The organism is Streptomyces sp. NPDC005141, assembly GCF_053599975.1.
The window spans coordinates 77,061-90,791 of the sequence record NZ_JBSFYW010000030.1; the positions used below are offsets into that span (position 1 = coordinate 77,061).

Sequence of the window (13,731 nt, forward strand, 5' to 3'; positions counted from 1 at the left end):
GACGCGCACCCCGGCCGGTCGGACCGGGGTGCGCGTCGAGCCGCGGAGCTGCCGTGCTTACGCGGGCAGGTTCAGCTTGAGCGCGGACTGAAGGAGCTCCGGCTTGGTCCAGTCGTTGCGCTGTCCCGCGTACGGCGTTCCGAACGCGGCCGTGCCGACCAGGAGTTGCTTCTTCGTCCCCTCGGGCACGGTCACCGGGATCTCGGTCCCGGACGGGGCGGTGACGGTGACGGTGGTGCCGACGCGGTAGGCCGTGACCTTGCCGTTCGCCACGGCCGTCTTCCAGGCGGTGCGGCGCTGCATCTCGGTGCCGATGGCGCTCTGCCGGGGGTTCTGCAACGGGGCGTTGTCGGCGTAGATGGCCTTGTAGTCGGCGAGCACCTTGTTCAGGACCGGGTACAGGATGCGGTCCTCGGCCAGGTTGGACTGGTGGACGTAGTGCGGGCGCGGGTCGTTGCCGATGGCGTGCCCGAGCGCGGTGCGCGCCTCCATCGGGACGATGTAGTCGGTGTAGCCGGTGGCCGTGTTCAAGGGCGCCGGCAGGCAGGTGGAGGTGGCGTTGTTCTCGCAGACGCCGCTGCCCCCGTCGGCCTGCGAGGTGTAGATCCAGTTGTACTCGTCGGCCATCTCCTCGGCCTTGCCTGCGTTGTAGTAGATGTTCATCGGGTAGCGGGGGACGGTCAGCGCGCTGCCGACCGCACGCTGCTCGGGCTCACGGGAGTTGTCGGACCCGGTCCACTTGACGCCGTTCGCGGACAGGGCACCCGCGAGGTTCGGGTTGTCGTTGGGCTGCTGGGGCAGCGTCTTGAGACCCGAGTGCTCGCCGGTCACCAGCTCGGTGCGGTCGGTGGAGAGGCCGTGGGAGGCCGCCCAGTTGTTGTTCTTCGAGATCTCCGCGGAGATGTCGGCCCGGCTCATGTACTTCGTCGAGCCGTCGGCGTTCTTCGAGCAGGTCCAGGGCACGGTCGTGGTGTCCTGGACACAGCCGAGGAACGGGTGCATGTAGGTGTGGTTCATCCAGCGGAACTTGGCCTTGTCGGCGAGCAGCCGGGTGGTGAGGGCGTCGGTGCCGCCGTTCTCGGCCTTCCACTCCTCACCCGCGCCCGCGTTGAAGACCATGTCGAGCGTGAACTCGTGGTCGGCCTGCCACTGGGCGGCGTAGACGGCGTCGTCCGCGGTCATCCGGATCGGCGTGGTCGTGTCCTCCCCGTCACCGCCCGCGCAGTCGATGTCGCCGGGCGTGCAGTTGCGCTGGGAGTCCCAGCGGGCGTCGGGCGCGAAGACGTCGTCGACGTGGACGGAGAAGTAGTTCCTGCTCTGTCCGAGGTGCACGCCCTGCGTGAGCCATTCGACGATGCCGCGCGCGAGAACCTTGAACTGCTTCTGGTACTGGTTGTACGCGAAGGTCACCACGAGTTCGCGGCGCCCGTCGTGCTCGTACTGCCCGAGCATCGAACCGCCGGAGGGCGCGTTCAGGTAGCTGGTGAACCCGTCCCTGGGGTGAGCCGCGTAGCCGTAGCTCTCCTGCACCGCCGGGTCGTTGTCCTCGAAGGTCAGCGGTCCCTTGAGGTAGCGGAACGGGCCGGTCGTGCCCGCCGCGGTGACCTGGGTCTGTGCGCCGTCCAGCACGCCGGACCAGCCGCCGTTCTGGTCGGTGTAGTCGAGCCCGACCTCGGGGTGTGCCCAGGTGTAGGCGTCGACCTGCGGGATGCCGAACGTCTTCTCGTACGTCTCCAACGCGGTCTGCTCGGCCGAACCCGGGCCGAACGGCGCCTCGTTCGGCAGGACGACACCCTGGTACTTGGCGCGTGGGACGCCGTTCACGGTGTCGCTCAGGAACGTCGCGTTGACGGTCGGGCGGCCTGCGTCACCCAGATTGACCGTGGTGTACGGGATGCCGGAGTTCTTGAGCTCCGCGGTGATGGCCCCGACCTGGCCCGCGCCGTTGTCGAGAACCAGGACCTTGAGATCGATGCGCGGCGCTGTGGCCGCGGATGCGCCGGGTGCCCCCACTCCCAGCGCCAGGAGTCCGGCGGCCCCCAGAACGGCGGCCGTCCCTCTCCAGCGATGCAGACTTTGTGCCATATGCGGCGCCTCCCCCTCGAAGATCCCCTTCGAGTGGAAACCGAGGGGGATCTGTGGAAATCGTGCAAAGCAGTGGGCGTCATGCCCACTGGAACACGATGAGTGTGTCTCAGGTCACCGGGAGTGAGGGGCGGGAATCCAGCACGGCGCCACTTGTGGGTGAACGTCCGCAGAAATGAGCGAAACCCGGCCCCGAGCGTAGGCTCGTCCCGGGTACTCGCCCGCCCCGTCAGGGGCCCCGGCAAGGACCGCCCCCGAGGACGGATCTAGGGTCAGCCGTCGGGCCCGGTCGACCCACCTCTCTCGGCCACACGAACTTTCAATGGAAGCGGAGATCTCACCACCGTGACTGCTCTCACTCTCAGCACCGCCGCAGCGTCCGGTCTGCGGGCCGACGCGATCGTCGTCGGTGTCGCGAAGGGCCCCAAGGGCCCGGTCGTCGCACCGGGCGCCGAGGCCGTGGACAAGGCGTACGACGGCGGGCTCGCCGGAATCCTGGAGACCCTCGGAGCCTCCGGGTCCGAGGGCGAGGTGACCAAGCTGCCCGCACCCTCCGGATTCAAGGCCCCCGTCGTGATGGCCGTCGGCCTGGGAGCGGTCCCCGAGCAGGACGACAGCTTCGACGCCGAGACGCTGCGCCGTGCCGCGGGTGTCGCCGCCCGGGCGCTCGCCGGCGCGAAGAAGGCCGCGTTCGCGCTGCCGATCACGGACGCCGCCGACGCCGGTGCCGTCGCCGAGGGCGCCCGCCTGGGCGCGTACGGCTTCGACGCCTACAAGGAGACCGGCCGAGGTGACGCGGCCAAGAACGGCAAGGGTCCCCTCGGCGAGGTCGCGCTGCTCGGCGGCAAGCCCCGGGACGCGGCGTACAAGGCGGCCATCGCGCGCGCCACCGCCGTGACCGAGGAGCTCAACCGGGCCCGCGACCTCATCAACACCCCGCCGAACGACCTCAACCCGGAGTCCTTCGCCGCCGTCGCCACCGCGGCCGGCAAGGAGCACGGCATCAAGGTGCAGGTGCTCGACGAGAAGGCCCTGGCCAAGGGCGGCTTCGGCGGCATCCTCGGCGTCGGCGCCGGTTCGGCCGCCGGTCCCCGCCTGGTGAAGCTGTCGTACACCTCCGCCAAGGCGACCAAGCACCTCGCCTTCGTCGGCAAGGGCATCACCTACGACTCGGGCGGCATCTCGCTCAAGCCCGCCGGGCACAACGAGACGATGAAGTGCGACATGGCCGGCGCCGCGGCGGTCTTCGCCGCCGTCGTCGCCGCCGCGCGTCTCGGCCTGGAGGTCAACGTCACCGGCTGGCTCGCGCTCGCCGAGAACATGCCGTCGGGCTCCGCCACCCGCCCGGGTGACGTGCTGCGCATGTACAGCGGCAAGACCGTCGAGGTCCTCAACACCGACGCCGAGGGCCGTCTGGTCCTCGCGGACGCGCTGTGGAAGGCGTCCGAGGACAAGCCGGACGCGATCGTCGACGTGGCGACGCTCACCGGCGCGATGGTGCTGGCGCTCGGCAACCGCACCTTCGGCGTGATGGCCAACGACGACGCGTTCCGCGCCTCGATCGTCGAGGCCGCGGAGGAGGTCGGCGAGGAGTCCTGGCCGATGCCGCTGCCCGAGCACCTGCGCAAGGGCATGGACTCCCCCACCGCCGACATCGCCAACATGGGTGAGCGCATGGGAGGCGGCCTGGTCGCCGGTCTGTTCCTGCGCGAGTTCGTGGGCGAGGGCATCACCTGGGCGCACCTGGACATCGCGGGCCCCGCGTTCAACGAGGCCGGTCCGTTCGGCTACACCCCCAAGGGCGGTACCGGTTCCGCGGTCCGCACCCTGGTCCGCCTCGCCGAACTGACGGCGGCCGGCGACCTGGGCTGAGCCTTCGTACGGCGCACGGCCCCGGGTGTTCCCTCACCCGGGGCCGTTCGTATGGCCGTACGGGGGTTTCGCCTTCGACGAAATCCGCAGGTTCACCCGGCTCCGCACCCCGTCGACGTGATGGATCAGACGTCCCACACACCGGCCCGGCGTCTCGCTCGCCCTCGACAAGTGCGAAGATGGGTTCTCGGCAGGACAGGGCCCCCACCACAGGGCCGAAGAAAGAGCGGCCGGACACCAGCCGACCGACCGGTCAACCACCCGCAAGGGACAAAGGTGCCCGGCGTACGGCGCACATGCATGGAGGACGTGACGTGGCGAACGACGCCAGCACCGTTTTCGACCTAGTGATCCTCGGCGGCGGTAGCGGCGGTTACGCCGCGGCGCTGCGCGGAGCGCAGCTGGGCCTGGACGTCGCCCTGATCGAGAAGGACAAGGTCGGTGGTACCTGCCTGCACCGGGGGTGCATCCCCACCAAGGCCCTGCTCCACGCGGGCGAGATCGCCGATCAGGCCCGCGAGAGCGAGCAGTTCGGCGTCAAGGCCACCTTCGAGGGCATCGACGTACCCGCCGTCCACAAGTACAAGGACGGGGTCATCTCGGGCCTGTACAAGGGTCTGCAGGGTCTCATCGCGTCCCGCAAGGTGACGTACATCGAGGGCGAGGGACGTCTGTCCTCCCCCACCTCCGTCGACGTGAACGGCCGGCGTGTCCAGGGCCGCCACGTGCTCCTGGCGACCGGCTCCGTGCCGAAGTCGCTGCCGGGCCTGGAGATCGACGGCAACCGCATCATCTCCTCGGACCACGCGCTCGTCCTGGACCGCGTCCCGCAGTCCGCGATCGTGCTCGGCGGCGGCGTCATCGGCGTCGAGTTCGCCTCGGCGTGGAAGTCCTTCGGCACCGACGTGACGGTCATCGAGGGCCTCAAGCACCTCGTCCCCGTCGAGGACGAGAACTCCTCCAAGCTTCTTGAGCGCGCGTTCCGCAAGCGCGGCATCAAGTTCAACCTGGGCACCTTCTTCTCGAAGGCCGAGTACACCCAGAACGGTGTCAAGGTCACCCTCGCCGACGGCAAGGAGTTCGAGGCCGAGGTTCTGCTCGTCGCCGTCGGCCGCGGCCCGGTCTCGGCCGGTCTCGGCTACGAGGAGCAGGACGTCGCGATGGACCGCGGCTACGTCCTGGTCGACGAGTACATGCGGACGAACGTCCCGACCATCTCCGCGGTCGGCGACCTCGTCCCGACGCTCCAGCTCGCGCACGTCGGCTTCGCCGAAGGCATGCTGGTCGCGGAGCGTCTGACCGGCCAGAAGGTCGTCCCGATCGACTACGACGGTGTCCCCCGGGTGACGTACTGCCACCCCGAGGTCGCCTCCGTGGGCATCTCCGAGGCCAAGGCCAAGGAGATCTACGGCGCGGACAAGGTCGTCGCTCTCAAGTACAACCTGGCGGGCAACGGCAAGAGCAAGATCCTCAACACCGCGGGCGAGATCAAGCTCGTCCAGGTGAAGGACGGTGCCGTGGTCGGCGTCCACATGGTCGGCGACCGCATGGGCGAGCAGGTCGGCGAAGCTCAGCTGATCTACAACTGGGAAGCGCTGCCGGCCGAGGTCGCTCAGCTCATCCACGCCCACCCGACGCAGAACGAGGCGCTCGGCGAGGCCCACCTCGCCCTCGCGGGCAAGCCGCTGCACTCGCACGACTGATCGCAGCCCCGGCCGGTCCCCCGGCCACCGGCTGTACCCAGTCACCGCGTCGAGCAGGGCGCGACGACGACCACAGACTTCCGCACCTTCCCCGAGCTCTCGATCCCGATCGAGCAGGGGAGACCCCGATAAGGAGCAACAGAAACCATGCCGGTTTCCGTAACCCTTCCGGCGCTCGGTGAGAGCGTCACCGAGGGCACTGTCACCCGCTGGCTGAAGGCCGAGGGCGAGCGCGTCGAGGCCGACGAGCCGCTGCTGGAGGTGTCGACGGACAAGGTCGACACCGAGATCCCCTCTCCCGCCGCCGGCATCCTGGCCTCCATCAAGGTCGCCGAGGACGAGACCGTCGAGGTCGGCGCCGAGCTGGCCGTGATCGACGACGGCACGGGCGCTCCCGCCGCCGCCGAGGCTCCCGCCGCCGAGGCTCCGGCCCCGGCCGCCGCTCCGGCCGCCCCCGCCCCGGTCGCCGAGGCTCCCGCGGCCCCGGCCGCGCCTGCCGCGCCCGCCCCCGCCGCTCCGGCCGGTGGCGCCTCCGGTACCGACGTCGTGCTGCCCGCGCTGGGCGAGTCGGTCACCGAGGGCACCGTCACCCGCTGGCTGAAGGAGGTCGGCGAGGAGGTCGCGGAGGACGAGCCGCTGCTCGAGGTCTCCACGGACAAGGTCGACACCGAGATCCCCGCGCCGGTCGCCGGCGTGCTGCTGGAGATCGTGGTCGCCGAGGACGAGACCGCTGAGGTCGGCGCCAAGCTGGCCGTCATCGGCGCTCCGGGAGCGGCTCCGGCCGCTGCCGCCCCGGCCGCCCCGGCGGCCCCCGCCGCAGCTCCGGCCGCTCCGGCCCCCGCCGCTGCCCCGGCCGCTCCGGCCGCCGCCGCCCCGGCTCCGGTCCAGCCCGCCGCCCCCGCCGCTCCGGCCCCCGCGCCGGTCGCCGCGCCCGCCCCTGTCACCCCGGCTCCGGCGCCCGCCGCGACCGCCGGTGACGACGGTGCGTACGTGACCCCGCTGGTGCGCAAGCTCGCCGCCGAGAACGGCGTCGACCTGGCCGCCGTCAAGGGCACCGGCGTCGGCGGTCGTATCCGCAAGCAGGACGTCATCGCGGCCGCCGAGGCCACGAAGGCAGCGGCCGCCGCTCCGGCGCCGGCCGCCTCCGCTCCGGCCGCCTCCGCCAAGAAGGCGCCGGTCCTGGAGGCCTCCCCGCTGCGCGGCCAGACCGTCAAGATGACCCGCATCCGCAAGGTCATCGGCGACAACATGGTGAAGGCCCTGCACGAGCAGGCGCAGCTGTCCTCGGTCGTCGAGGTCGACATCACCCGGCTGATGAAGCTCCGTGCGCAGGCGAAGGACTCCTTCGCGGCCCGCGAGGGCGTCAAGCTCTCCCCGATGCCGTTCTTCGTGAAGGCGGCGGCCCAGGCGCTGAAGGCCCACCCGGCCGTCAACGCCCGGATCAACGTGGACGAGGGCACGATCACCTACTTCGACACCGAGAACATCGGTATCGCGGTGGACTCGGAGAAGGGCCTGATGACCCCGGTCATCAAGCGCGCGGGCGACCTGAACATCGCCGGTATCGCCAAGGCCACCGCCGACCTGGCGGGCAAGGTCCGGGCGAACAAGATCACCCCGGACGAGCTGTCCGGCGCGACCTTCACCATCTCCAACACCGGCTCGCGCGGCGCGCTCTTCGACACGATCATCGTGCCGCCGAACCAGGTCGCGATCCTCGGCATCGGTGCCACGGTCAAGCGTCCGGCCGTCATCGAGACGGAAGAGGGCACCGTCATCGGCGTCCGCGACATGACGTACCTGACGCTCTCCTACGACCACCGCCTGGTGGACGGCGCCGACGCGGCCCGTTACCTGAGCGCGGTCAAGGCGATCCTGGAGGCGGGCGAGTTCGAGGTCGAGCTCGGCCTGTAGCCCGCACCGCTCACGCGCTGACACGGCACCCCCGTCCGGAACTCCGGGCGGGGGTGCCGTGTTTCCCGGACCGTGGCTACCGGGGTGTCAGCCCGCTGTCGCTCCACAGCACCAGCGTCTCCACCCACACGTTCGGGATCTCCGCCGGGAACGCGGGCGTCAGATGCCGTGCGCGGTAGGCCTTCAGGATGTCGTAGGTGGCGTCGAGGCAGTCGCGGGAGCCGATGTCCCCCGTCCGGGGGTCGACACCGACCAGGAAGCCCCGGCCTGCGACGGTGCGGATCATGGCGCGGGCGGCGGTGACGTCGCCGCCCGGCGAGGACGTGCAGCGGAAACGGCTGTACGGGTGGGCCGCGGGGCCGGCGGCAGAGGTCCCCTCCGACCGGGCGGAGCCAGGAGCCCTCAGGAGCCCGCCGCGGGACATGTCGCTCAGCATCCGGGCGTACGTGCCCCGCGCGTGCCAGGCGCCGATGTCGCCGCCGGGCGGGGTGTAGAGGGCGTTCGAGGGGTTCTCGACGGCGCCGTACTCCCAGCGGTCGGTGCCGGTGACCCGGAAACCCCAGCCGGTGTGGCCGAGCTTCCGGGCGCCGTCCGGCTTGACGAAGACACAAGCACCCCCGGGCCCGACGGGCTGCCGCACCGCGGCGACTCCCGGGCCCCCCGGCTCCGCCGATCCCGACGAGCCGGAACCGGGCCCCGCCGGGCCCGACGAGCCGGTACGCGTCCCTTCCGGACCCGACGGACCGGAAGCCGGGTCCGTCCTGTCCGGGGAGCCGGGACCTGCCGAGCCGCCTGGGGCCCGGCCCGCGGTGCTCGGGCCCCGGGTAGCCGGGCCCGCCCCGGTGACCGCCCCCGCGGTCCGTGCGTCGCCCGGCCGCGAAGCCGCCCCCGTGTCCATCGGCCTGCAGCCCGTCGCCACACCGACGACCAGTGCCGCCGCCGCTGCCGCCGTGATCGTCCGGCGGAGGCCCCGCGCGCGTACCCGACCGTTCATGACATCTCCCCGAGGCGACCGGGGGGCACCGCCGCCGGCGCCTCCTCTGCCCATCGCCACTGCGTGCGGGACGCCCGGGTTCTCGGAGTGACACGGACGTGACGAGTCCGGACATCACCCGGTACGGGTCTTTACGGCCGGGAACACTCTGACAGCGTGTAAGTCTCGTCTCACCTGCGGGAAAGCGCCGCCATGCGCCCCTCACCGACCGGGCCACGGCCTTATTGTCTAAACGTCAAACGCCCCCGGGGTTCCGCACCCCTCCCAAAGGAGCCTTCATGACCGCGCCCGTCGTCCACTCGCTGCGCGAACAGATCCGCGAGCACATCGTGGAGGGGATCGTCAGCGGGCGCTGGAAGCCGGGCGAGCGGATCGTGGAGCGTCGGATCGCCACCGAGCTGGAGGTCAGCCAGACCCCGGTGCGGGAGGCGCTGCGCGAGCTGGAGTCGCTGCGGCTGATCGAGTCGGCGCCGAACAAGGGCGTGCGGGTGCGGAATCTGACGGCCGCCGACCTGGAGGAGAGCTACCCCGTACGAGCCGGTCTGGAGGCCATCGCGGCGGAGCTGGCCGCCGAGCGGCTCGCCGAGGACTGCTCGGCCCTGGAGCCGCACGTGACGGCGCTGTACGAGGCCGACCGGCTGGCCGACGGGACCGGTCAGGTGCGGCACACCGTGGGGTTCCACCGCGAGCTGGTCAGGGCGGCCGGGAACTCCGTCCTCCTGCACACCTGGGAGGGCCTCGGCATCGAGGTCTTCACGGCCCTGTCCATCCGGTGGCTGGGAACCGTGCAGCAGTCGTACGCGGAGGAGCACGAGGCCCTCGTGGACGCCTTCCGGCGGCGTGATCCGCTGATCGCCGACCTCGTGAAGGCCCATGTCCTCGGGTGCGCCCCGCGCCCGTGAGGGACGCCGGACCGTGTCGGCGCAGGGGAGCACACCCGCGCTCAACCGTGCTCCCACCTGCGAGAACCGTCGCTTTTCACGGCACCCCGTGCCTGGCTTCCAGGCACCCCGTGCCGACTTTCCCGATCTGAAGAGGATTTCCCCCGGAATCCTTTGATCGATCATCGATCAGGGAGTTACAGTCACCGACGGGCTCCTACAAGAGCCCACCGCCCTGTCCTGCCATAGACCAAGGGCACCCCCCGAAAACCCCTTGCCGATGAGGGAACCCCCCTCCGCATCCGGAAGGCGGCGCAATGACCGACCCCACCGCTATCCAGCCGAGCGAGCTCGACCAGCTCCCGGACCGCGACCCCGAGGAGACCGCCGAATGGCAGGCCTCCCTGGACGCCGTCACCCAGGCGGCCGGGCCGCACCGTGCCGCGTACCTGATGCGCCGCACGCTGGAGCGCGCCGAGGGCAACGGTCTCGCGCTGCCCAAGCTGCTCGAGACCGACTACGTCAACACCATCCCCACCGCCGCCGAGCCCGTCGTGGACGGCGACGAGGCGATGGAGGCCCGGATCACCGCGTGGAACCGCTGGAACGCGGCCGCGATGGTGACCCGGGGCGCGAAGCACGGCGTCGGCGGCCACATCGCCACCTTCGCCTCCGCGGCCTGGCTCTACGAGACGGGCTTCAACCACTTCTTCAAGGGCAAGGAGGGTGACGGGTCCGGCGACCAGCTCTACATCCAGGGCCACGCCTCCCCCGGCATCTACGCCCGCGCGTTCCTCGACGGGCGCCTGAACGAGCACCACCTGGACAACTTCCGCCAGGAAGCGGGCGGCAACGGTCTCCCGTCGTACCCGCACCCGCGCCGGCTGCCCTGGCTGTGGGAGTTCCCGACCGTCTCCATGGGCCTCGGCCCGCTGTCGGCGATCTACCAGGCCCGCTTCAACCGCTACCTCACCAACCGCGCCATCAAGGACGTCTCCGCGTCCCACGTGTGGGCCTTCCTCGGTGACGGCGAGATGGACGAGCCGGAGTCGACGGCCGCACTCGCGCTCGCCTCCCGCGAGGGTCTCGACAACCTGACCTTCGTCATCAACTGCAACCTGCAGCGCCTCGACGGCCCGGTCCGCGCGAACTTCAAGATCGTGCAGGAGCTGGAGGCGCAGTTCCGCGGCGCCGGCTGGAACGTCGTGAAGTCGCTGTGGGGCTCGGCCTGGGACGAGCTGTTCCAGCTCGACACCACGGGCGCGCTCGTCCGCCGCCTGCGCCAGGTACCCGATGCGCAGGTGCAGACGTACCAGACCCGCGACGCCGCCTACATCCGCCAGGACTTCTTCGGCGGAGACCCGGCGCTCGTCGAGATGGCGAAGCTGCTGAGCGACGACAAGATCCTCGAGTGCTTCCACCTCTCCCGCGGTGGCCACGAGTCGCGCAAGGTGTACGCCGCCTACCGCGCCGCCCTCTCCCACAAGGGCGCGCCGACGGTCATCCTGGCCCAGACGGTCAAGGGCCACACCCTCGGCGAGGGCTTCGCGTCGAAGAACGCCAACCACCAGATGAAGAAGCTGTCGACGGACGAGTTCAAGCAGATGCGTGATCTGCTCGAACTCCCCATCTCCGACAGCCAGTTCGTCGACGACGTGGTGCCCTACGGCCACCCGGGCGCCGACTCTCCCGAGGTCCGTTACCTGCAGGAGCGCCGCGCGGCCCTCGGCGGCCCGGCCCCGGCCCGCCGTACGCACGCCCTGGCCCCGCTGCCGGCCCCCGCCGACAAGGCGTTCGCCTCCTTCGACAAGGGCTCCGGCACGCAGAACCTGGCGACGACGATGGCGTTCGTCCGGCTGGTCAAGGACCTGGTCCGCGACAAGGAGACCGGCAAGCGCTGGGTGCCGATCGTCCCGGACGAGGCCCGCACCTTCGGCATGGAGTCGCTCTTCCCGTCCCTCGGCATCTACTCGCCCAAGGGCCAGACGTACGAGCCGGTCGACCGCGACCAGCTGATGTACTACAAGGAGGCCAAGGACGGCCAGATCCTCAACGAGGGGATCACCGAGGCCGGTTCCATGGCGGACTTCATCGCCGCGTCCACCGCGTACTCCACGCACGGCGAAGCGATGATCCCCTTCTACATCTTCTACTCGATGTTCGGCTGGCAGCGCACGGCCGACCAGATGTGGCAGCTCGGCGACCAGCTCGGCCGCGGCTTCCTGGTCGGCGCCACGGCCGGTCGTACGACCCTGACCGGTGAGGGCCTGCAGCACGCCGACGGCCACTCGCCCGTCATCGCGGCGACCAACCCGGCGGCACTGTCCTACGACCCCGCGTTCGCCTACGAGATCGCGGCGATCGTCAAGGACGGCCTGCGCCGGATGTACGGCGAGGCGGCGCCGGGCGAGGACCCGGACGTCTTCTACTACCTGACCGTATACAACGAGCCCATGCCGCAGCCCGCCAAGCCGGCCGGTCTCGGTATCGACGAGGGCATCCTCAAGGGCCTGTACCGCTTCAACACGGCGGAGTCGGCGGGCCTGAACGTGGCCGCGGCGAACGCTCCGCGCATCCAGCTGCTCGGCTCCGGCACGGCGATCCACTGGACCCTCGAGGCGCAGCGGCTGCTCGCCGAGGAGTGGGGCGTGGCTGCCGACGTGTGGTCCGCGACGTCCTGGACCGAGCTGCGCCGTGACGCGCTGGAGGCCGACGCGGCCCTGCTGCGCGGCGAGGAGCGGGTGCCGTTCGTCCGCCAGGCGCTGCAGGGCGCGGAGGGCCCGGTGCTCGCGGTCACCGACTACATGCGCCAGGTCCCGGACCAGATCGCGCAGTGGGTCGAGCAGGACTGGTCCTCGCTCGGCGCCGACGGCTTCGGCCTCTCCGACACCCGTGCGGCGGCCCGCCGCCACTTCGGGGTGGACGCCCAGTCGATCGTCGTCGCCGCGCTGGCGCAGCTCGCCCGCCGCGGTGAGGTCAAGGCGTCGGCGGTGAAGGAGGCCCGGGAGCGCTACGGCCTGTAGCACCCGGCAAGTGGACTCGGCGAAGGGGTACGGCGGTCGCCGTACCCCTTCGCCGTACCCCCTCACCGTCTTTCGCGGCGCCCTTCCGGGCCCGGCCACCCGTCCCCTCTTCCCCGCACCTCCTCTTCCCCTCGCCCCCGCGTCCGCTCGTCCCCTTCATCCCCTCGTTGTCAGTGCGGCCCGGCATCATGAACCCATGCGTGCCGCTCGTCTGATCAAGATGGTGCTGCTGCTCCAGGCCCGTGCGTCGATGACCGCCGCCGAGCTGGCGCGGGAGCTGGAGGTGTCCGAGCGCACGATCACGCGGGACGCCCAGGCGCTGTCGGAGGCGGGAGTGCCGGTGTACGCGGACCGGGGGCGGGCCGGCGGCTACCGCCTGGTCGGCGGGTACCGGACCCGGCTGACGGGCCTGGCGCGGAGCGAGGCCGAGGCGCTGTTCCTGAGCGGGGTCCCGGGGGCGCTGCGCGAGATGGGCCTTCAGGACACCGCCTCGGCGGCCCGGCTGAAGGTGTCGGCCGCGCTGCTGCCCTCCGTGCGGGACGCCTCGCGGACGGCGGCGCAGCGGTTCCATCTGGACGCGCCCGCCTGGTTCAGCGAGCCGCGGACACCGGAGCTGCTGCCCTCGGTCGCGGACGCGGTGTGGGACGACCGCCCGATCGTCGCGCGCTACCGGCGGGGCGATTCGGAGGTGGAGCGGGCGCTCGAACCGTACGGGCTCGTCCTCAAGGCGGGCGTCTGGTACCTGTGTGCCCGGGTGGCGGACGCGGAGGCATTCCGGGTGTACCGGATCGACCGGTTCACCGCCGTCGACCCCGGTGCGGAGAGGTTCCGGCGGGACGACGGGTTCGACCTGCCGGGGTTCTGGGCGGAGCGGGCCGAGGAGTTCGCCCGGTCCGTCCTGCGGTCCGAGGTCGTCGTGCGGCTGTCCCCCGACGGCGTACGACGGCTGCCGTACGTCCTTGATCCCGCGTCCGCGAAAGAGGGGCTGAGCACGTCCGGTGCCCCCGACAGGCAGGGCTGGGTGACCCTCACGCTGCCCGTCGAGTCCGAGGAGGTCGCCCATACACAGCTGTGGGGGCTCGGGCCGGAGGTGGAGGTGCTGGCCCCGGCGAGTCTGCGGGAGCGCTGCGCGCGGGACGCGGCCGGATCGGCGGCGCTCTACCGGTGATCGCGACCCTGCGGGGTCGCTCCGCGCCGACCTCTTGAAATCCGTACGAACCCGGTGGTTTTACCTTCGGCATGTGCATGCATAACAATCT

Annotated in this window: 8 protein-coding genes; 6 read left to right on the forward strand and 2 right to left on the reverse strand. The window is 71.2% G+C overall.

Features of this window, described 5'->3' with window-relative positions; genetic code table 11:
* Positions 1 to 57: 57 nt before the first annotated feature.
* Complete coding sequence (locus ACWD68_RS23385) at positions 58 to 2,085, reverse strand: hypothetical protein (protein ID WP_451808379.1); 2,028 nt, start codon at positions 2,083 to 2,085, stop codon at positions 58 to 60.
* A gap of 345 nt (positions 2,086 to 2,430) precedes the next feature.
* Between ACWD68_RS23385 and ACWD68_RS23390 the strand changes: the two genes are divergently transcribed.
* The 3 genes from ACWD68_RS23390 to sucB all read left to right on the forward strand — a co-directional run bounded on the left by ACWD68_RS23390 (position 2,431) and on the right by sucB (position 7,574).
* The gene (locus ACWD68_RS23390) at positions 2,431 to 3,957 is read left to right on the forward strand and encodes a leucyl aminopeptidase (RefSeq protein WP_451808380.1); all 1,527 of its coding nucleotides are present in this window, start codon (positions 2,431 to 2,433) and stop codon (positions 3,955 to 3,957) included.
* 314 nt (positions 3,958 to 4,271) lie between these two features.
* Positions 4,272 to 5,660 carry a dihydrolipoyl dehydrogenase gene (gene lpdA / locus ACWD68_RS23395; RefSeq protein WP_451808381.1) on the forward strand — a complete coding sequence of 463 codons (1,389 nt, stop codon included), beginning with the start codon at positions 4,272 to 4,274 and terminating at the stop codon, positions 5,658 to 5,660.
* A gap of 147 nt (positions 5,661 to 5,807) precedes the next feature.
* Positions 5,808 to 7,574, forward strand: coding sequence for a 2-oxoglutarate dehydrogenase, E2 component, dihydrolipoamide succinyltransferase (gene sucB / locus ACWD68_RS23400; RefSeq protein WP_451808382.1), 1,767 nt, complete (start codon positions 5,808 to 5,810; stop codon positions 7,572 to 7,574).
* A 76-nt stretch (positions 7,575 to 7,650) separates the two neighbouring features.
* Here sucB and ACWD68_RS23405 read toward each other — a convergent pair whose 3' ends face one another.
* Entirely contained in the window at positions 7,651 to 8,214 is a 564-nt protein-coding gene (locus tag ACWD68_RS23405) for a hypothetical protein (protein WP_451808383.1), read from the reverse strand.
* Positions 8,215 to 8,846: 632 nt separating this feature from the next.
* On the opposite strand from ACWD68_RS23405, the gene ACWD68_RS23410 reads away from it, so the two are divergent.
* The 3 genes from ACWD68_RS23410 to ACWD68_RS23420 all read left to right on the forward strand — a co-directional run bounded on the left by ACWD68_RS23410 (position 8,847) and on the right by ACWD68_RS23420 (position 13,640).
* Complete coding sequence (locus tag ACWD68_RS23410; protein ID WP_261708522.1) at positions 8,847 to 9,470, forward strand: GntR family transcriptional regulator; 624 nt, start codon at positions 8,847 to 8,849, stop codon at positions 9,468 to 9,470.
* A 296-nt stretch (positions 9,471 to 9,766) separates the two neighbouring features.
* Positions 9,767 to 12,472: a pyruvate dehydrogenase (acetyl-transferring), homodimeric type gene (aceE, locus tag ACWD68_RS23415; protein WP_451808384.1), complete on the forward strand. Its 2,706-nt coding sequence runs from the start codon at positions 9,767 to 9,769 to the stop codon at positions 12,470 to 12,472.
* 196 nt (positions 12,473 to 12,668) lie between these two features.
* Complete coding sequence (locus tag ACWD68_RS23420) at positions 12,669 to 13,640, forward strand: helix-turn-helix transcriptional regulator (protein WP_451808385.1); 972 nt, start codon at positions 12,669 to 12,671, stop codon at positions 13,638 to 13,640.
* The last annotated feature ends 91 nt before the right edge of the window (positions 13,641 to 13,731 follow it).